This is a genomic window from Dinoroseobacter sp. S375, assembly GCF_049800775.1.
Taxonomy (GTDB): Bacteria; Pseudomonadota; Alphaproteobacteria; order Rhodobacterales; family Rhodobacteraceae; genus Dinoroseobacter.
In genome coordinates this window covers 216,795-235,912 of sequence record NZ_JBNAFR010000001.1, presented here as the reverse complement: position 1 = coordinate 235,912, position 19,118 = coordinate 216,795, and the positions used below count along the sequence as shown (strand labels likewise).

Genomic DNA, 19,118 nt, shown 5'->3' with positions numbered 1-19,118 from the left:
TATGGGTTTCCGCGCCGCCCCCCTTTTTTGACCGACATGACGATACAGGATGACCGGACATGTGCGCCGACACGCCCAGTGCGAACCAGTACAAAGACACGCTGAACCTCCCGAAGACTTCCTTTCCCATGCGCGCAGGCCTGCCCAAGCGCGAGCCTGACTGGCTGGCCCGCTGGGCCAAGATCGACATCTACGAGCGCCTGCGGGACAAGGCCCGGACCGAGACGCGGCCGGCCTTCACGCTCCATGATGGGCCGCCTTATGCGAACGGGAACCTCCATATCGGCCATGCGCTGAACAAGATCCTCAAGGATATGGTCGTCCGCTCTCAGCAGATGATGGGCAAGGATGCCCGCTACATCCCCGGCTGGGACTGCCACGGCTTGCCGATCGAGTGGAAGATCGAGGAAAAGTATCGCGCCAAGGGCCGGGACAAGGACGAGATCCCGGTGATCGACTTCCGTCAGGAATGCCGGGCCTTTGCCGAGGGCTGGGTTGATATCCAACGCGAGGAGTTCAAGCGTCTGGGCGTCACCGGCAAGTGGGACGACCCCTACCTGACCATGAACTTCCATGCGGAGCGTGTGATCGCCGAGGAATTCCTGAAATTCCTGATGAATGGAACGCTTTATCAAGGGTCCAAGCCCGTCATGTGGTCGCCGGTCGAGAAGACCGCGCTGGCCGAGGCCGAGGTCGAGTATCACGACCGCCAGACAGATGCGATCTGGGTGAAATTCCCGGTCGTCTCGGCCCGCGCGGTGACCTCCTCGATGGAGGGGGCGCATGACACGATGGGCGGCGATGGCGACCTGCTCGCCGAGCAGCTCGAAGAGGCGACGGTCATCATCTGGACCACCACCCCCTGGACGATCCCGCAGAACCGCGCGATCTGCTTTGGGCCGGGGATCTCCTATGGTCTTTACGAAGTGACCGCGACGCCCGAGGAATGCTGGGCCTCCGTAGGGGAGACCTACATCATGGCCGATGCGCTGGCCGAGGGCGCGCTGAGCCAGGCGCGGGTGGAAGGCTTCACCCGGCGTCGCGATGTCTCGCCCGCCGAGCTGAGCCGTCTGACCTGCGCGCATCCCTTCGCCAAGGCGGACGGGGCCGGGGGCGAATGGGATTTCGTGGTTCCCCTCCTGCCCGGGGATCACGTGACCGACGATGCCGGGACGGGCTTTGTGCATACCGCGCCGAGCCATGGTGACGACGACTACGCGATCGGGGTCAAGCATGGCCTGCCGATGACCTATAACGTGCTCGATGACAGCTCCTATCGTGCGGACCTGCCGTTCTTTGGGGGCGAGTGCATCCTCAAGCCCAATGGCAAGCCGGGCGGCGCGAACAAGGCGGTGATCGCCAAACTGGTCGAGATCGGCGGGCTGCTGGCGCGTCAGCGGATCACGATCTCGGATGCCCATTCCTGGCGCTCCAAGGCGCCGGTGATCCGCCTGAACCGTCCGCAATGGTTTGCCGCCATCGACAAGCCCGTGGGCGACGGCAATGACACCTATGGCGAGACGATCCGCCAGCGGGCGCTGACCTCCATCGACCAGCTTGTGCAGTGGACGCCCCAGACCGGGCGCAACCGACTCTATTCGATGATCGAGGCGCGGCCCGATTGGGTGCTGAGCCGTCAGCGCGCCTGGGGTGTGCCGCTGCCCTGCTTTGTGAAGAAAGGCGCGCAACACTCTGATCCGGATTACCTTTTGCGTGATCCCGCCGTGAATGCGCGGATCGTCGAGGCGTTCGAGCAAGAGGGCGCGGATGCCTGGTATGCCGAGGGGGCCAAGGCGCGGTTCCTCGGCAACGAGCATGACCCCGAGGCTTATGAACAGATCTTCGATATTCTCGATGTGTGGTTTGATTCCGGCTCCACCCACGCTTTCGTGCTGCGGGATCGCGAGGACGGGTCGAGCGACGGGCTCGCCGATCTCTACCTTGAGGGCACGGACCAGCATCGCGGCTGGTTCCATTCCTCGATGCTGCAGGCTTGCGGGACGATCGGGCGCGCGCCCTATCGCGCGGTGTTGACCCATGGGTTCACCCTGGATGCCAAGGGCAACAAGATGTCGAAATCCATCGGCAACACTGTGGCCCCGGAGAAGGTCGTCCAGCAATATGGCGCGGATATCCTGCGGCTATGGGTGGCGCAGTCCGATTACACTGCCGATCTGCGGATCGGGGACGAGATCCTCAAGAATGTCGCCGACAGCTACCGCCGCTTGCGCAACACGATGCGCTATCTGCTCGGCGCGCTGGAGGGCTTTACCGAGGATATGCGGGTCGATCCGGCGGAGATGCCGGAGATGGAACGCGCGTTCCTCCACATGATGAGCAATCTCGATGAGCAGGTGCGGGTCGGCTACGAGAAATACGACTTCCAGGGCGTGTTCCAGACGGTGTTCCAGTTCGCGACGGTCGCGCTTTCGGCGCAGTATTTCGACATCCGGAAGGACGCTCTGTATTGTGATCGTCCCGACAGCCTGCGGCGCCGCGCGGCGCTGACGGTGATGGATGCGATGTTCCACCGGCTGACCACCTGGCTGGCCCCGATCCTGGTCTTCACCATGGAAGAGGTCTGGCTGGAGCGGTTCCCGGGCGACGAGAGCTCCGTGCATCTGCAGGACTTCCCGGAGACGCCAAAGGAATGGCACCACCCGGAGGCGGTCGGGCGCTGGGACACTCTGCGCGGCGTGCGCCGGGTCGTGACCGGCGGGCTGGAACTGGAGCGGCAAGCCAAGACAATCGGCGCGTCGCTGGAGGCTGCCCCCGTGGTCCATGTGCCGGGCCATGTGGCGAGCATGATCAAACCGGAGCTGTTCGCCGATACCTGCATCGTCTCGCAGCTTGTGGTCTCCACCGACCCCGTGCCGGAAGGGGCTTTCACCCTGCCGGATGTGCCGGGGGTGGGGATGGTTTTTGCCAAGGCCGAGGGCGAGAAATGCCAGCGCTGCTGGAAGATCCTGCCGGATGTGGGCACCCACAGCCATCCCGGCGTCTGCGCGCGCTGCGATGACGCGCTCAGCGCCTTGGACGCGGCCAGCTGATCCCGGGATCCGGGCGCTCAGGCGTCCGGCGGTGGCCCGGTTGACATGTCAACCGGGCGGACCCGCGCCGCGGCAGGCCCTTCGAGTTGAGCCAAACCCTGTTCACAGCTGCGCGATCTGACACTTGCAGTCTCATTCTTCGCTTCCGTTTCTGGGCGGGAGGCTGCCAAACTCTACCTCCTGCCGTATCGCGATGAATAGGCTTGACCATGACTGACAGTACGTATACCCCGCCCGCCATCTGGACCTGGGAAGGTCCCTCCGGGGGCAAGTTTGCCTCCACCAACAGGCCCATCGCGGGCCCGACCCATGATGCGGAATTGCCTCGGGGTGCGCATCCGCTCCGGCTTTACTCGCTTGCGACACCGAACGGGGTGAAGGTGACGGTCATGCTCGAAGAGCTGCTCGAGGCCGGGCATGGCGGCGCCGAGTACGACGCTTGGCCGATCCGGATCGGCGATGGCGATCAGTTCGGCTCGGGCTTTGTCGAGATCAACCCGAACTCCAAGATCCCCGCGCTGCTGGATGAGACCGGCGATACACCGGTGCGGATCTTTGAATCCGGCGCGATCCTGCTGCACCTCGCCGAGAAATTCGGCGCTTTCCAGACCGGCCCCGAGGCCAAGGCCGAGATGCTGTCTTGGCTCTTCTGGCAAATGGGCAGCGCGCCGTATCTCGGCGGCGGGTTCGGACATTTCTACGCCTATGCACCAGAGAAATGGGAATACCCGATCAACCGCTTCGCCATGGAGACCAAGCGCCAGCTCGACGTGCTCGACCGGCATCTGGCGACGCGCGACTGGATGGCGGGCGACACCTATACGATCGCCGATATCGCGATCTGGCCTTGGTATGGCCAGCTTGTGCTTGGGCGTCTCTATGATGCGGCAGAGTTCCTCGACGTGGCGAGCTACACCCATGTAGTGGAATGGGCCACGCGGATCGATGCCCGTCCGGCGGTGCAGCGCGGGCGCATGGTCAACCGGCTCTTTGGCGAGCCTGCCATGCAACTCCATGAGCGCCATGCGGCCTCGGATTTTGACACCCAGACCGAGGACAAGCGCGTCGCGGCGGAGTGATCCCGTTGGAGGACGAGCTGCGCGCAGCACTGCTGGATCTCGCCCATCAGCGCGGCATCGCCAAAAGCTTCTGCCCCTCCGAGGTTGCACGCGCCTTGAGCACGGAGTGGCGCCCGCTCATGGCGCCGATCCGCCGCGTAGCCTCTGATCTCATCCGCGAGGGCCGGCTGATCGCGACCCAGAAAGGCCGCCCGGTCGATCCCGAACAGGCGAAGGGTCCGATCCGACTAGCCCTGCGGCCCTCTCATTGTTCCTGAAATACTCCGGGGGTGCGGGGGCTGGCCCCCGCTGGCTCAGGCTTTGGGATGCGCCGCGTTGTAAACCTCGAGCAACCGGGTCGTGTCCACCGCCGTATAGGCCTGGGTGGTGGACAGAGAGGCATGGCCCAACAGCTCCTGTATCGCGCGCAGATCCCCGCCCGCCGCCAGCAGATGGGTGGCAAAGGAGTGGCGCAGGGCGTGGGGCGTCGCCGTCGCGGGCAGGCCGAGCTGCATCCGCGCCTGTTCCATCACCTTGGCTACGAGCCTCGGGTTCAGCCGCCCGCCGCGCACGCCGCGGAACAGCGGATCCTCTGCCTCGCAGGGATGGGGGCTGAGCGCCAGATAGCTGTCCACCGCCTTGCGCGCCGCGGGTAGGACCGGCACGATCCGCTCCTTGTCGCCCTTGCCGCGAATGCGCAGCACCTCGGGCAGGGGGGCGTCCGCGCCGGTCAATCCCAAAGCCTCCGATATCCGCAACCCGCAACCATAAAGCAGCGTCACCACCGCCACATCCCGGGCCGCAACCCAGCCTTCGCCGGCCTGCAATTCCACCTGTGAGATCATCTGCAAGGCGGCATCCTCGGCCAGCGGGCGCGGCAGCTTGCGTTGGTATTTTGGGCTGCGCGCCGCCAGAACGGCGGTCGGTTCGAACCCTTCCCGCTCCCCCAGCCAGCGGAAGAACGACTTCACCGCCGAGAGCGCCCGTGCCAGCGAGCGCGCCGCCAGCCCGCGTCGTCGCTCCGCCGCCATCCAGGCGCGCATATCGGTCTGGGAAATCTCGCGCAGCCGTGCCGCCCCGGAGGCCCCGCCGTCATGCAGCGCGAGAAAGCCGAGGAACCCGGCCACGTCGCGGCGATAGGCGGTCAGGGTGGTGTCCGGCGCATCCTCGAGCCCGCGCAGATGGGTCAGCCACCCCTCCAGCAGCGCGGCGGTCCCGGGCTGCAGCGCGATCTCGGTCATCGGCTCAGGCGATCCAGCGCAGGATCGCGCGCTCGACCACATGGGCGAAGAAGGCCAGCAGGTCCGTGCCCTGATTGGGGTGGAACAGCTCGGCATCCTGCGCGCCAAGGGCCAGCAGGCCGGGCAGGCGGCTCTCGCCGAACTCGAGCCGCAGCAGCGCTTCGGATTGCATTGCCTCGCCGTGCGCGCCATAGAGCGCGCCATCAGAGACATGGCGCAGGGTCACCTTGCGCGCCGGCAGGCCATCGGGCGTGCCGATGATCCGGTCGATCTGGCCCGCGGGCACGACCTGCAGGATATCGCGCAGGGCATCGAGGGCCGGGTCAGGCGCGTCCTCATGGCTTTCGAGGACGAGCTGCACCGCATCGACCTTGAGCATCGCGGCCACGTCGCCGCCGAGATTGGACAGAAAGGCGGTAAAGTCCACCGGTTCCAGCACGCTGAGCACGGCCCGGTGGATCTGGTTCGTCCCCGCCAGATTGTCATAAGCCGCCGCGATCACGCTGCGATGGGTATCCTCGAGCCGATCAAGCCGCGCCTCGAGCCGTTCCATCGCAACCCCGCGCAGGTCGATGATGTTGCCGCCGAGCCGCCGCTCATTCGCGGCCATCAGGGCCCGCATCACATCGCGGTCTTCGAGAATCACGTCGGGAGCCTCCATGATCTTCGTCTTGAGATCATGGGGCATCAGGGCTGGTTCACTCATGGGCCTGCCGTTCTGTTTTGAATGTCTGCTCGTCTTATTTTCCGAGCAGCTTACACCATCACAGAATCGTCTGGCCAGTTTTTTCCCAATCTGAGAGGAAAGCCGCCAATCCCTTGTCCGTGAGAACATGATTGGCCATCGCCTTGATCACATTCGGAGGGGCCGTGGCGACATCGGCGCCGATCAATGCGGCCTCTTTCATGTGGTTGGCGCTGCGGATCGAGGCGGCGAGGATCTGCGTCTCGAACCCGTAATTGTCATAGATCGTCCGGATATCCTCGATCAGTTCCATCCCGTCGAGATTGATATCGTCGAGCCGCCCGATAAACGGCGAGATGAAGGTCGCCCCCGCCTTGGCCGCCAGCAGCGCCTGATTGGCCGAGAAACAGAGCGTGACATTCACCATCCGCCCCTCATCGGTCAGGGTCTTGCAGGCCTTCAGCCCGTCCCAGGTGAGCGGCAGCTTGATGGTGATGTTCTCGGCGATCTCGGCCAGCTTGCGCCCCTCGGCGATCATGGCGTCGGCTTGTGTGGCGACGACCTCGGCGCTGACGGGGCCCGCGACCAAGGCGCAGATTTCCCGGGTAACCTCGGTGATGTCACGTCCGGATTTCAGGATGATCGATGGGTTTGTGGTCACCCCGTCGACCATGCCAAGATCGTTCAACTCTGCGATCGCAGCGACATCGGCGCTATCTACAAAAAACTTCATGGGCTCGGTTCCCTCGGGGTTGCAGCACTGTTACCGCTCTCATATCGCAGGCATCAGGACGGGGAAAGGGGCGCAGGGTGCGGTTTGAGACAGGAGATCTGATCGCGGTCCTGACCACTCAGCCCCTCGACCGGACGCTGGATTACAAGGCCCCGGAGGGGGGCTGCGAGATCGGTGATTTCCTCGAAGTGCCGCTGGGTCCGCGCAAGGTTCTAGGGGTGGTCTGGGGTGCGGGACAGGGCGGCTGGGACCCGGCCAAGATCCGCGCGGCCCTGCGCGTGCTCGATACCCCGCCCATGCGCGACGAGATGCGCGCCTTCCTGACCCGCGCGGCCCGCTACACCCTGACGCCGTTGCCCGCGATGCTGCGCCTGGCCACCCGGGCGCCGGGGCTGGGGGATGCGATGTCCATGCGCAAGGTGCTGGTGCCCGGGCTGGGGGAGCCGTCGCGGATGACCGATGCGCGCCTGCGCGTGATGGATGCGCTGGCCGAATATGGGGGCGCGCCGGTCACTCAGGCCGAGCTGGTCTCGGCGGCGGGGGTAAGTGCCTCGGTGGTCAAGGGGCTCGTGGCGGCGGGCGCGATCTACGAGCAGGACACGCCCCGCGATCTGCCTTATCCGCCGCTGGATGTGGCGCGGCCCGGCAAGCCGCTCACCGAGGAGCAGGAACGCGCGGCGGGCCAGCTGCAGCATGGGATCGAAAGCGAGAGCTATGGCACGACCCTCCTGAAGGGGGTGACCGGCTCGGGCAAGACCGAGGTCTATCTCGAGGCGGTGGCGGCCTGCCTGGCCAAGGGGCGCCAGGCGCTGGTGCTCTTGCCCGAGATCGCGCTGACCTCGGAATTCCTCACCCGTGTCGAGGCCCGGTTCGGCGCGCGCCCGGCGGAATGGCATTCCGGGGTTACCATGACCGAGCGGCGGCGCTGCTGGCGGATGGTGGCCGAGGGTGGGGCCAAGCTGGTGGTGGGGGCGCGATCCTCGCTCTTCCTGCCGTTCCAGAATCTCGGCCTGATCGTGGTCGATGAGGAACACGACACCTCCTACAAACAGGAGGAGGGCGTGCTCTACAACGCACGCGATATGGCCGTGCTGCGCGCCTCGTTTGCCACGGCGCAGGTGGTGCTGGCCTCGGCCACGCCCAGCCTCGAAAGCTGGGCCAATGCGGAAGCCGGCAAGTACCAGCGCGTGGATCTTGGCGCGCGGTTCGGCGATGCGGAACTGCCCGAGATGCGCGCCATTGACATGCGCGCCGAGGATCTGCCCTTTGGCCGTTGGGTCTCGCCCAGTCTCAAGCGCGCGATCACCGCGCGGATCGAGGCCGCGGAGCAGTCGCTGCTCTTCATCAACCGCCGGGGCTATGCGCCGGTGACGCTCTGCCGGGCCTGCGGGCATCAGATTGGTTGCGAGATGTGCGACGCCCGGATGGTCGAGCACCGCTTCCAGAAGCGCCTGATGTGCCACCAATGCGGCGCGACACGGGCGATCCCCGAGGCCTGTCCGTCCTGCGAGGCCGAGGGCAAGCTGGCCGCCGTGGGCCCGGGGGTGGAGCGTCTGGCCGAGGAAGCCGCCGAGGCCTTTCCGGAGGCGCGGATCGCGGTGCTGTCCTCGGACCTCTTCGGGTCGGCCCGGGCGCTCAAGGCGCAGATTGCCGAAATCGCCGAGGGGGCGGCGGATATCATCATCGGCACGCAGCTGGTCGCCAAGGGCCACAACTTTCCGCTGCTGACGTTGGTGGGGGTGATCGATGCGGATCTCGGGTTGCAGGGCTCGGACCTGCGCGCGGCCGAGCGGACGTTCCAGCTCATGCGACAGGTGGCGGGCCGGGCCGGACGGGCCGAGCGGCGCGGCGAGGCTTTGTTGCAGACCTATCAACCCGAGCACCCGGTGATCCGCGCGATCCTGACCGGCGACGAGGAGGCGTTCTGGCGCGCCGAGGCGTCCGAGAGGCAGGCCGCCGGGATGCCGCCCTATGGCCGGATGGCGGGGATTATCCTGAGCTCACCGGACCTGCAGGAGGTGTTCGACACGGGCAACATGCTGGCGCGGATGACGGGACCGATCACGGGCGTGGGCGCCTCGGTTTACGGCCCTGCGCCCGCGCCTATCGCGCGGATCCGCGGACGCCACCGGGTGCGGCTGCTGGTGACGGCGCCCAAGGGCGTGGCCCTGCAGGACGCGCTGGCGCAGTGGACGGGTCAGATCAAGCCCGGCCCAAATCTGCGCTTGTCGATCGATATCGACCCGCAGAGCTTTTTCTGAGCCGTTGGGAAAGGGGGCTGCGCCCTCAGACCTGCGCGCGGCGGCGGGTCAGACCCAACGCCCCAAGACCGGCCAACCCAAGCCACAGCGCGCCGGGCAGGGGCACCGGGGCGACATTGGTCACCATCAACTGCCCGGTCATCGCGATGTCATGGGGCGCGCGGGCATCCACGGCGAAAAAGCTCGTGCTGACAGCGCTCGAGAAATCGAGCGCGGCCACGGCCTCCAGGCTGGCATCCATGCTGTCAGAGGCGAATTCCCAGCCCAGCGTGAAGCTGCTCAGGGGCGCGTCGCTGACAAAATTGCCCGGGTTGAGATAGATCTGCACCGAGTTCAGCGCATCCTTGCGGTTCACCACCACCAGATAGATCAGGGCGTCCGGGCGGCTCTGATCCACCTGCACCCCGCCGATCTGCGCCTGAAACGCCTCGACCTGATAGAGCTTCTGGACGAAATGCGGATAGACGCTCGACATGATTTCAGGGCCTGACACCGTCGCGGTGAAGCTCAGCATGTCCTTCTCGTCCACGCCGACACCCTGTTCGGCGCTCTCGACCTGACCGGTTCCCGAGATCTGGATGGTTGCGGCAGGGGCGCTGAGCGCGCCCAGCAAAAGCAGGGCAGTCGAAATCAGGAAAAGGCGCATAACGAATCCGGTTTGAGAATGTCTATTAAGACTTTCTTAACACAGATTAACGCCGTAATTCCTGAGACATAACGCCCATGATTAATCGCCCGCACGTGCTGCGCCGCAGCGCGCGCCTTGTGGGACAGGCGGTCGGGGCGCGCTATTCGGCGGGAACGCCGCGCGGGCCCTTTTGATCCACCAGATGATCCGCGATCACCGCGCCGATCCACATGCAGGTCAGCGCGAGCCAGGCCGTTCCGGCAAAGATCGAGCCGCCGGTCACACCGGCCCCGATGGCGCAGCCCCCCGCGAGCATCCCGCCAAAGCCCATCAGCGCTGCGCCGATCATCGAGCGGCCCATGGGGCCCGCCCCGTCAAAGCCCTGCAAGCGCAGATCGCGGCTGAGCCATGCGGCAAGAAACGCGCCGAGAAACACGCCGGGCACGAGCCCGATATCGAATTCCAGTACCGGGTCGGGGATCAGAAAGAACATGAGCATATTCGCCGAAGGCCCCGTAAAGGTGGCGCTTTCGATCTGAACTGGGTCAAAGGCGACCGTGCTGAGCGCAAAGGTCAGCACCCAGCCAAGCGCTACGGCAAAGCCGACGCCCGAGGCCATGACCAGCACCCGTGCGCCGATCCGGTTGCGGCGCGCGATCTCGAGCGCCAGCAGCGCGAGCGCAAGGCCGAGGACCAGACCGGTCTCCCGTGGCAGATGGGCCGCGTCGAGCAGGTTCACATTGCGCCCGCCGCCGGTCATCCAGAGCGAGGCGATCCAGTTGCGCGCGGGCGCCAGCGCCCCCTGCAGGGCCATGATCGCTACCACCGCAAAGATCAGCCCCGACACCACCGAGCGCAGATTGCCCGTGGCCGCCAGCACCAGCAGCCGCCCGGAGCAGCCCCGCGCCAGAACCATACCGACCCCAAACAGCAACCCGCCGACAATCGCCCCGGACCAGGAGCCAGTCACGGCCATCATCCGGGCATCCTCGATCCGCATCAGACCGGCGAGGGTCGCGCCCTGCACCCAGACAAGGGCCGTGGAAAAGCACAAGAGCCAGACCGCCATGCGGTGGCCGAACTGGCCGCGCGCAAACTCGACGCAGGCCGCGCGCAGGCAAAAAGAAGAGCGTTGCGCCGCGATCCCGAACACCATTCCGGTGATCAGCCCGAACACCGCCGCGGTTGGACCTTCGCCGATCCGCTCCACCAGTGGCAGAATATCCATGGTCCCCTCCCGTACGAAATCTGGCATTCGAAAACTGGAATATGTTTGCCATGCTTGCGACCACGCGGCTTTGACACAGATCAGTTTTTTCTCGCCAGCGCGGGGCCACGGGCGTAGACCACGCCCATGCGACTCGTGCTCCTCGCTCAAGCCCCGGATCTGCCCCGCTGGCGGCAACCGGTGACGCTGCTCTTTCTGATGGCCTTTGCGATGCCCATCGCCTTCGCCACCTGGAGCGCGCTTCTGAACAATTTCGTCATCGAGATGGCCGGGTTTGACGGGGTCAATATCGGCTGGCTGCATACGGTGCGCGAGATCCCGGGCTTTCTGGCCGTGGGCGTGATCGCCCTGATCATGATCATCCGCGAACAGGTGCTGGGCCTCGCCTCGCTCTGTCTTCTGGGGATCGGGACGGCGCTGACCGGGTTCTTCCCGAGCTATTACGGCATTCTCGCGCTCACCCTGCTGAGTTCGATCGGGTTTCACTATTACGAGACGGTCAACCAGTCCCTGCAACTGCAATGGATTGCCAAGGACCGCGCGCCCGAGACGCTGGGCTGGATCGTGGCGGCGGGTTCGGCGGCGTCACTGGTCAGCTATGGCACTCTGGTGGTGAGCTGGAAGGCTTTCGATCTGAGCTACAGCTTTGTCTACATGACCTCCGGCGGGATCACAGCGGCCATCGCGATCTTCTGCATGATCGCCTACCCGCAATTCGAATCCCCCAATCCCCAGAACAAGCGCATGGTCCTGCGGCGGCGCTACTGGCTCTACTATGCGCTGCAATTTATGTCCGGCGCGCGGCGGCAGATCTTCGTGGTCTTCGCGGCCTTCATGATGGTCGAGCGGTTCGGCTTCGAGGTGCATGAGGTCACGGCGCTCTTCCTGATCAACTTCGTGGCCAATATGCTCTGCGCGCCGCTCATGGGCAAAGCCGTGGCGCGGTTCGGCGAGCGCAATGCGCTGGCCTTCGAATATGTCGGGCTGATCTGCGTCTTTCTCGCCTATGGCGGGATTTACTGGCTGGGCTGGGGCATGCTGGTGGCGGCCGGGCTTTATGTGCTGGACCATCTGTTCTTCGCACTGGCCTTCGCGCTCAAGACCTATTTCCAGAAGATCGCGGATCCCGCAGATATCGCCCCCACGGCGGCGGTGGCCTTCACGATCAATCATATCGCGGCGGTGTTTCTGCCGGCCTCGCTCGGCTATCTCTGGGTGGTGTCGCCGGGCGGCGTGTTCTGGTTGGCGGCGGGCATGGCGGCCACGTCGCTCTGTCTTGCCTTGCTGATCCCGCGCCATCCGGCGCCGGGGCATGAGACGATCTTTCAGTCGCGTCTGGCCGCGCCCGCCGAGTAAGCGGCTCAGAGGGTTTGCGGCGGGGCGTCCGGCTTGGCTCCGAACCACAGGCCCAGCACCACCACTGCGTATTGCAGCACCAGCGCGACCATGAAGACCAGCGTCGTGAGCCATGTCACCGTGCCCAGGCTTGTTTCGGCGGCGACCATGCTGAACTCGTTGCGCCCGCCCGCATACATGTAGAGCCACAGGAAGGTGAGACTGGCGATCCCCATGATCACGGTGGCGACCATGGCAAAGTGCCGACGCTCGCGCGGGACCAGACTGCGCCCGTTGAGGCGGGTGAAGAGGCTGGACACCACCATGGCCGCAAGCATTGCACCAAGGAACGGTAGGGCCGCATTTGGCGCGATGCCCAGCAAGGTCGCGGCGACGGACAGCCCGTAGCTCAGAAGCGCGCTCAATACGAAGAAGATGATCTGTAGCAGCCCGGTTTGCGTCATCGGGTCCTCCTTGGTCGGGGCGGTGCCGTCATGGCTTCGTCCGACCCTCGCGCCGAAGCGGGGCGGGGTCAGGGCAGCGGCAGGGCAGGGTGGTGACCGTTCCGTGACCCCCTGCCTGGTGGAATCTGGCCCCCGGCTTCCTATATTGTGGGGACCCCCCAGACACAGGAGACCGCCAATGTTCTTCATGAGCCGCAAGAAAGCCGAAATGGTCAGCGCCGCCGACGCCCTCCCCGGGCGCAGCGTTGCGATCCCGACGGCTGAGACCCACCACATCTCGGGGCGTCCGCTGACGCTTGAGGTGCCGGACGGGCTCGAGGTGGCGATGTTCGGCATGGGCTGCTTCTGGGGGGTGGAGCGGATGTTCTGGAAGCTTGACGGGGTCTACCTGACCATGGTCGGCTATGCCGGGGGCTTTACACAGAACCCCACCTATCAGGAGGTCTGTACGGGACAGACCGGCCATAACGAGGTGGTCCGTGTGGTCTATGACCCGGAGGTGATCTCTTTCGAGACGCTGTTGCAGGTCTTCTGGGAAGGGCATGACCCGACCCAAGGGATGCGTCAGGGCAATGATGTGGGCACCCAGTATCGCTCGGGCATTTACACGACCACCGAGGCACAGGCCGAGACTGCCCGGACCAGCAAGGCCGCCTTCGCGCCGCGCCTGATCTCGGCGGGCTACGGGGCGGTCACGACCGAGATCCTGCCCGCGCCGGAGTTCTTCTTTGCCGAGGACTATCACCAGCAATACCTGTCGAAGAACCCCAATGGCTATTGCGGCATCGGCGGAACGGGCGTGACCTGTCCGATCGGCACCGGGGTCGCGCAGGCGGGCTGACCCGCCCGCCCCCGGGGGCAATCCGACCTGCCTGAGCAGTGCGACGGGCACTGCACGAGACATCGCGGGGCAGGGGGCAACCCTTGCCCCCCATCGCGGCGCGTGGAATACCAACGGCTCAACCCCGCGCCCGACCCTCACCGGGCCCACGTCCCGGAGCCCTCATCATGCCCACCTTCACCGCCCTCACCACCTTGCCCGGCAAGGCGGCTGCCGAACGCCTTGGCGACGCCCTCGAGACCATGACGCCGGAGCCCACCGGGGTCGGCGTGTTCGAGATCGAGGATGGCTCGGGCCTGTGGGAGGTGGGGGCCTATTTCATCGAAGCGCCTGATGTGGCCGGGCTTGCGCTCCTGGCGGCGGCCTTCGAGGCCAAGCCCTTCTCGGTCTCGGAACTGCCGGAAACCGATTGGGTGGCCAAGGTCAAACGCGAGCTCTCGCCGGTCACGGCGGGGCGCTTCTTTCTCTATGGCAGCCATGATGCCGATGCCGTGCCGGTCGAGGCTGTCCCGCTTCTGATCGAGGCGGCGATGGCCTTTGGCACGGGCCATCACGGCACAACCCAGGGATGCCTGCGGGCCTTTGACGACCTACTGACCCAGGGCGCGCCCATGGGGCCGGTGCTTGATGTGGGCTGCGGGACGGCGGTGTTGGCCATGGCGGCGGCGCGGGTGCTGGAGGACGCGCCGATCGTGGCCAGCGATATCGACCCGGTGGCGGTCGAGGTGGCCGAGGCCAATCTAGCGGCCAACGGGTTGGCGGGGCGGGTCCATTGCCTTGAGGCGACCGGGCTCGATCACCCCGAGATTGTTGGCCACGGGCCCTTTATGCTGGTTTTTGCCAATATCCTCAAAGGGCCGCTGATCGATCTGGCCCCGTCCATTGCCGGGGCCATGGCCTCAGGCGGGCATGTGATCCTGTCGGGGCTGCTGAACGAGCAGGCGCAGGATGTGATCGACGCCTATGGCGCGGCGGGGCTGGACCTGCAGGCGCAATGGGCCATCGGGGAATGGACAACCCTGACCCTGTCGCGCCCCTGAGCCCGGAAACCGAACCTGACGCCGAACTGCGGCCAATGCGGGCGAAAGCCCGCCTCGCGCCGGGGATGAGGGCGTCGGGCGGGGTTTAACCTTAACGAAAGGTTACTCTATCCTGAGGGCGTCTTCGAAAAGTATCTTCAAATTCGAATTGAATCGTGGAGATACCCGATGTCACAGGATGACAATCTGGCTCTGTTCGGAGACCGGGTGGAAAAGATCACCGCAGCCCACGAGGCCGGGCGGAGCCGCAAGACCGCTCAGGTCAATCGCGGGTATCGTGGCGAAGGCTCGATGCTGCCGCTGGGCAAGATCCTTCTGGCCTGTGTTCTCTATGTGGTGTTCAAGAGCCTCGCGATTGCCGTGATGTCCGAGGGAACCTACCGCACCCATGTCATGTATCTCGAGACCGGGACCATGACCGAACGTTTCGTCGGGGCCGCGCTCGCGCCTGACCGCCTCTCGCTTGAGCTGGCCCGACGCCTGTCGCTGTGATCGGTGACCGGGACTTGCAGGCATAGCGCCCTGCGGGCCCTGCGTGGCACCCATCCAGGACGACAGCAAAAAGCGCGCCTCTCGGGGCGCGCTTTTTGAGTATCATGGTGCCGGACAATCTGGTGGATTGCCCGGCGTCATGACTTGGCCGGACAGGGAGGATGCCCGGATCAGTGACCGCGCCGCGAAACCGCGTCGATATCACCACGGATCAGGCCGACATCACTCAACTCGCGTTCCGACAGACGGCTCAGCTCGTTGCGGGTGACGCGCGCGTCATTCCACGCGATCAGCGTACCGAAAAAGCGGGCCAGACCTGCCTCGAAACGGGGAAGGACGACATGGGGGCGGGAGGTGTCAAAAGCTGCCATCGGGCGAAACCTTATCTGCGGCGCACGGCCGGTTTGAGTTGCATTGCGTTTCGTTGTGAACTGCATCTAGACCCGGCACTTTGCCTATACAATGGGCAAAAAATGCATGGCGCACATGCGTTTTCGGAATGCCTCGGATCTGGCGATAGGCGTCTGATAAAAGGGTGGAAATTCGACCTGTCTCATGTCGCATTCAGATAGCTTTTCGGTCGCAGGGGACCATTTTCGACAGATCCGTGTCGGGTTTGAACCCGGTCTGCCTGGATCAAGAGTGTTGGCAGATGTTCGCGTTTCGTGCTAGTTGAAGAAAAACGAGCAGAAAAAGAGACAATGATGCGCGTTCTGGGGATTGATCCCGGCCTGCGAAACCTTGGTTGGGGGGTGATCTCCTCCGAAGGGAGCCGCTTGCGCCATATCGAGAATGGGCAGATTCGCTCGGAGGGCACGGATCTTGCGGATCGCCTGCTCAGCCTGCACCAGCAACTGACAGAGGTGGTGGCCCGGCTCGCGCCCGATGCGGCGGCGGTGGAGCATACCTTTGTCAACAAGGACGCGACCGGGACCCTGAAGCTGGGTCAGGCGCGCGGGATCGCCCTCGTGGTGCCGGCGGCGGCGGGTTTGAAGGTTGCGGAATACGCGCCGAACCATGTGAAGAAATCCGTGGTGGGCGTGGGCCATGCGGGTAAGGAGCAGATCCAGCATATGGTGCGTTTGCAGCTGCCGGGGGTTACCCTCGCGGGGCCGGACGCGGCGGATGCGCTGGCGGTCGCGATCTGTCATGCGCATCACCTGCAATCCCAGGGCAGCCTGGCCCGGGTCACGGCGATGTCCGCCTCATGATCGGGCGGTTGTCGGGCGTGCTGGTCTACCGGGCGAAGGATCACATCCTGCTGGATGTGCGCGGGGTCGGTTACGTGATCTATTGCTCGGAGCGCACCCTGGCCGCCTTGCCTGGGCCGGGGGAGGCTGTGACGCTCTTTACCGAGCTGCTGGTGCGCGAGGATCTGTTGCAGCTCTTTGGGTTTCCGTCGCTTCTGGACAAGGAATGGCACCGGCTGTTGATGTCGGTGCAGGGGATCGGGGCGAAGGCGTCGATGTCGATCCTGTCGGCGCTCGGGGCCGAGGGGGTGGGCCGGGCGATTGCGCTGGGGGACTGGTCCGCGGTGCAAAAGGCGCAGGGGGTTGGCCCCAAGATTGCGCAGCGCGTGGTCAATGAGCTCAAAGACAAGGGGCCGGATGTGATGGCCATGGGTGCGGTGCTCGAAACCGTGGAGGCCCCGGTCGGAATGGCCGACCCCGGGGGCATCGAGCCCCCGGCGCCGGCGCGGAAGGCTGCGCCATCCGCCGCCTCGGATCAGGCCGCCGCCCTATCGGCCCTGGTCAATCTGGGCTACGGGCAGGGGGATGCGGCCAGCGCCGTGGCCACGGCCTCAGGCGAGGGGGCCACGGGCGAGGCGGCGCTGATCCGCGCCGCCCTGCGCCTTCTGGCGCCGAAAGGGTAAGCGATGGCCACGGATCCCAATCTGCGCCCCGAACCCATGCCAGATGAGCGGGATGGGGCGGATCGTGCCCTGCGCCCGCAATCGCTCGAGGCGTTCATCGGCCAGGCGGAGGCGCGGGCCAATCTGCGGGTTTTCGTCGAGAGCGCCCGGCGGCGGGGCGAGGCCATGGACCATGTGCTGTTCCACGGTCCACCGGGGCTGGGCAAGACCACGCTGGCGCAGATCATGGCGCGCGAGCTGGGGGTGAACTTTCGCATGACCTCGGGGCCTGTGCTGGCCAAGGCGGGGGACCTCGCGGCGCTCCTGACCAATCTCGAGGCGCGCGATGTCCTGTTCATCGATGAGATCCACCGCCTGAACCCGGTGGTGGAGGAGGTGCTCTACCCGGCGCTGGAAGACTTCGAGCTGGATCTGGTGATCGGCGAGGGGCCCGCGGCGCGCACGGTGCGGATCGAGCTGCAGCCCTTCACGCTTGTGGGGGCCACCACCCGGCTGGGGTTGCTGACGACGCCCCTGCGCGACCGGTTCGGGATCCCGGTCCGGTTGCAGTTCTACAGTGCGCCCGAGTTGGAACAGATCGTTGCCCGGGGCGCGCGGCTGCTGGACGTGCCCGCCGAGCCCGACGGGGTCGCCGAGATCGCCCGCCGGGCGCGGGGCACGCCGCGCATCGCCGGGCGGCTCTTGCGCCGCGTGGTGGATTTCGCGCTGGTCGAGGGCGACGGGCGCATCACCCGCGCGGTGGCCGATGGTGCGCTGACGCGGCTTGGCGTCGACCGCGCCGGGCTGGATGGCGGAGACCGGCGCTACCTGTCGCTGGTCGCCGAGAATTACGGCGGCGGGCCGGTGGGGATCGAGACGATCTCGGCGGCCCTGTCGGAGGCGCGCGACGCGGTGGAGGAGGTGATCGAGCCCTACCTGCTGCAGCAGGGCTTCATCCAGCGGACCCCGCGGGGCCGGATGCTGGCGCGCAAGGCCTGGGACCATCTGGGCCTGCCCATGCCGCGCCCGGCGGATGCGCCGAGCCAGACCGACCTCTTCCCCGGCGCGGCCCCGGACGATCCGCCCGTTTGAGCCTGGTGGTGAAAGCGGTTATGTCCCGCCCGAGCGAGACCAGACGAGGACGACCCGGTGCAACCAGACGAGATCGAAGCGCTGTTCACCCGCAGTGACGCCACCTATCTTTGCGCGCGCTGGGGGCGGCCCCAGGCCCCCGTGGTCTTTGGCGTCGATGACGCGACCCTGAGCGTCGTGAAAGGCGCGTTCGAGGCCGTGGCTCAGCTTGCCGGGGTCGAGATTGCCGAGACCGATCCGGAGCTTGGCGCCAATATCATGGTCTTTTTCTTCGAGGACTGGTCCGAACTGACGGAGACCCCGAATATGGACCGGCTGGTGCCCGATCTCGGCCCGCTTGTGGCACGGCTCGAGGCGCAGGAGGCCAACCAGTACCGGTTTTTCCGCTTCGATCCGAATGGCGGGATCAAGGCTGCCTTCGTCTTTATCCGTATGGACGCCCATCTGCGCGATGTTCCGGCCGAGACCCTCGCGCTGAGCCAGGCGGTGCAGACCATCCTGCTCTGGTCCGATACCGCGTTTCTCGGCCAATCGCCCCTCGCCAGGACCGAAGATGGCGCGACCCTGTTGAAGCCCGAGATCGCGCAGGTGATCCGCGCGGCCTATGATCCGATCCTGCCCGTGGCTGCCACCGATGCGAGCCATGCCCTGCGCCTGTCGGCCCGGATCGGGGCGCTGCAATGAGCGCGCATCGCTTCGATCTGCGCGTCTATTACGAGGACACGGATCTCGCGGGCATCGTCTATTACGCGAATTATCTGAAATTCATCGAGCGCGGGCGCAGTGAATACCTGCGGGATCTGGGCGTGGATCAGGGCGGGCTCAAGGCCGAAGCCGGCCTCGTCTTTGCCGTGCGCCGGGTCGAGGCGGACTACCTGATCCCTGCAAAATTCGATGATCACCTGTCCGTGACCACGCAAGTGGCCGAGGTGTCAGGCGCGCGGATCACCCTCGATCAGGCGGTCCTGCGGGGGGCAGAGGTGCTCTTTTCTGCAAGGGTCACAATCGTTTGCCTGTCTGACACCGGGCGTCCGGCCCGGGTTCCGGCCGAGGTACGCGCAGCCTTCGTGGCCACGGCAAAAACACGCTAGAGGTCCTGCGACACCTTCCAAAGAAGC

At 65.7% G+C, this 19,118-nt stretch carries 20 protein-coding genes; 13 read left to right on the top strand and 7 right to left on the bottom strand.

Annotated features, from left to right (window positions below; translation table 11 throughout):
• The first annotated feature begins 59 nt into the window (after positions 1 to 59).
• The 3 genes from ileS (at position 60) to ACP150_RS01155 (ending at position 4,386) form a co-directional block, all read left to right on the top strand.
• Positions 60 to 3,050: an isoleucine--tRNA ligase gene (gene ileS, locus ACP150_RS01165; protein ID WP_424964704.1), complete on the top strand. Its 2,991-nt coding sequence runs from the start codon at positions 60 to 62 to the stop codon at positions 3,048 to 3,050.
• Positions 3,051 to 3,259: 209 nt separating this feature from the next.
• Positions 3,260 to 4,129 carry a glutathione-dependent disulfide-bond oxidoreductase gene (gene yghU / locus ACP150_RS01160; protein ID WP_424964703.1) on the top strand — a complete coding sequence of 290 codons (870 nt, stop codon included), beginning with the start codon at positions 3,260 to 3,262 and terminating at the stop codon, positions 4,127 to 4,129.
• Positions 4,126 to 4,386 (top strand): DUF3253 domain-containing protein, encoded by a 261-nt coding sequence (locus ACP150_RS01155; protein ID WP_424964702.1) that lies wholly within the window; start codon positions 4,126 to 4,128, stop codon positions 4,384 to 4,386. Before yghU ends, ACP150_RS01155 begins: the two co-directional genes overlap by 4 nt.
• Positions 4,387 to 4,422: 36 nt before the next feature.
• Here ACP150_RS01155 and ACP150_RS01150 read toward each other — a convergent pair whose 3' ends face one another.
• The 3 genes from ACP150_RS01150 to fsa are packed head-to-tail and all read right to left on the bottom strand — an operon-like array spanning position 4,423 to position 6,767.
• Positions 4,423 to 5,349, bottom strand: coding sequence for a tyrosine recombinase XerC (locus ACP150_RS01150; protein ID WP_424964701.1), 927 nt, complete (start codon positions 5,347 to 5,349; stop codon positions 4,423 to 4,425).
• A 4-nt stretch (positions 5,350 to 5,353) separates the two neighbouring features.
• Positions 5,354 to 6,055 carry a DUF484 family protein gene (locus ACP150_RS01145; protein ID WP_424964700.1) on the bottom strand — a complete coding sequence of 234 codons (702 nt, stop codon included), beginning with the start codon at positions 6,053 to 6,055 and terminating at the stop codon, positions 5,354 to 5,356.
• Between the two features lie 58 nt (positions 6,056 to 6,113).
• Positions 6,114 to 6,767 carry a fructose-6-phosphate aldolase gene (gene fsa / locus ACP150_RS01140; RefSeq protein ID WP_424964699.1) on the bottom strand — a complete coding sequence of 218 codons (654 nt, stop codon included), beginning with the start codon at positions 6,765 to 6,767 and terminating at the stop codon, positions 6,114 to 6,116.
• A gap of 77 nt (positions 6,768 to 6,844) precedes the next feature.
• On the opposite strand from fsa, the gene ACP150_RS01135 reads away from it, so the two are divergent.
• Entirely contained in the window at positions 6,845 to 9,028 is a 2,184-nt protein-coding gene (locus ACP150_RS01135) for a primosomal protein N' (RefSeq protein ID WP_424964698.1), read from the top strand.
• Between the two features lie 25 nt (positions 9,029 to 9,053).
• On the opposite strand, the gene ACP150_RS01130 is transcribed toward ACP150_RS01135, so the two are convergent.
• Positions 9,054 to 9,674 carry a hypothetical protein gene (locus ACP150_RS01130; protein ID WP_424964697.1) on the bottom strand — a complete coding sequence of 207 codons (621 nt, stop codon included), beginning with the start codon at positions 9,672 to 9,674 and terminating at the stop codon, positions 9,054 to 9,056.
• A 142-nt stretch (positions 9,675 to 9,816) separates the two neighbouring features.
• A complete protein-coding gene (locus tag ACP150_RS01125; RefSeq protein WP_424964696.1) occupies positions 9,817 to 10,884 on the bottom strand; it encodes a YeeE/YedE family protein in 1,068 nt (355 codons plus the stop codon).
• Between the two features lie 126 nt (positions 10,885 to 11,010).
• On the opposite strand from ACP150_RS01125, the gene ACP150_RS01120 reads away from it, so the two are divergent.
• Positions 11,011 to 12,240: an MFS transporter gene (locus ACP150_RS01120; protein ID WP_424964695.1), complete on the top strand. Its 1,230-nt coding sequence runs from the start codon at positions 11,011 to 11,013 to the stop codon at positions 12,238 to 12,240.
• A 5-nt stretch (positions 12,241 to 12,245) separates the two neighbouring features.
• Here ACP150_RS01120 and ACP150_RS01115 read toward each other — a convergent pair whose 3' ends face one another.
• Positions 12,246 to 12,683 carry an ABZJ_00895 family protein gene (locus ACP150_RS01115; protein ID WP_424964694.1) on the bottom strand — a complete coding sequence of 146 codons (438 nt, stop codon included), beginning with the start codon at positions 12,681 to 12,683 and terminating at the stop codon, positions 12,246 to 12,248.
• A 178-nt stretch (positions 12,684 to 12,861) separates the two neighbouring features.
• On the opposite strand from ACP150_RS01115, the gene msrA reads away from it, so the two are divergent.
• The 3 genes from msrA to ACP150_RS01100 all read left to right on the top strand — a co-directional run bounded on the left by msrA (position 12,862) and on the right by ACP150_RS01100 (position 15,056).
• Entirely contained in the window at positions 12,862 to 13,524 is a 663-nt protein-coding gene (gene msrA, locus ACP150_RS01110; RefSeq protein ID WP_424964693.1) for a peptide-methionine (S)-S-oxide reductase MsrA, read from the top strand.
• A gap of 167 nt (positions 13,525 to 13,691) precedes the next feature.
• Positions 13,692 to 14,564 (top strand): 50S ribosomal protein L11 methyltransferase, encoded by an 873-nt coding sequence (locus ACP150_RS01105; protein WP_424964692.1) that lies wholly within the window; start codon positions 13,692 to 13,694, stop codon positions 14,562 to 14,564.
• Positions 14,565 to 14,732: 168 nt separating this feature from the next.
• Positions 14,733 to 15,056 (top strand): hypothetical protein, encoded by a 324-nt coding sequence (locus ACP150_RS01100; protein ID WP_424964691.1) that lies wholly within the window; start codon positions 14,733 to 14,735, stop codon positions 15,054 to 15,056.
• Positions 15,057 to 15,226: 170 nt separating this feature from the next.
• Here the strand turns inward: ACP150_RS01100 and ACP150_RS01095 are convergent, their stop codons facing one another.
• Complete coding sequence (locus tag ACP150_RS01095; protein WP_424964690.1) at positions 15,227 to 15,493, bottom strand: DUF1127 domain-containing protein; 267 nt, start codon at positions 15,491 to 15,493, stop codon at positions 15,227 to 15,229.
• Between the two features lie 267 nt (positions 15,494 to 15,760).
• Between ACP150_RS01095 and ruvC the strand changes: the two genes are divergently transcribed.
• From ruvC to ybgC, 5 genes are read left to right on the top strand one after another with little or no spacing between them, the layout of a single operon-like run.
• A complete protein-coding gene (ruvC, locus tag ACP150_RS01090; RefSeq protein WP_424965412.1) occupies positions 15,761 to 16,267 on the top strand; it encodes a crossover junction endodeoxyribonuclease RuvC in 507 nt (168 codons plus the stop codon).
• Positions 16,264 to 16,929, top strand: a complete 666-nt coding sequence (ruvA, locus tag ACP150_RS01085; protein WP_424964689.1) for a Holliday junction branch migration protein RuvA — start codon at positions 16,264 to 16,266, stop codon at positions 16,927 to 16,929. Before ruvC ends, ruvA begins: the two co-directional genes overlap by 4 nt.
• Positions 16,930 to 16,932: 3 nt before the next feature.
• Positions 16,933 to 18,000 carry a Holliday junction branch migration DNA helicase RuvB gene (gene ruvB / locus ACP150_RS01080; protein ID WP_424964688.1) on the top strand — a complete coding sequence of 356 codons (1,068 nt, stop codon included), beginning with the start codon at positions 16,933 to 16,935 and terminating at the stop codon, positions 17,998 to 18,000.
• A 57-nt stretch (positions 18,001 to 18,057) separates the two neighbouring features.
• Entirely contained in the window at positions 18,058 to 18,684 is a 627-nt protein-coding gene (locus ACP150_RS01075) for a hypothetical protein (protein ID WP_424964687.1), read from the top strand.
• Complete coding sequence (ybgC, locus tag ACP150_RS01070; RefSeq protein WP_424964686.1) at positions 18,681 to 19,091, top strand: tol-pal system-associated acyl-CoA thioesterase; 411 nt, start codon at positions 18,681 to 18,683, stop codon at positions 19,089 to 19,091. Before ACP150_RS01075 ends, ybgC begins: the two co-directional genes overlap by 4 nt.
• Positions 19,092 to 19,118: the final 27 nt, after the last annotated feature.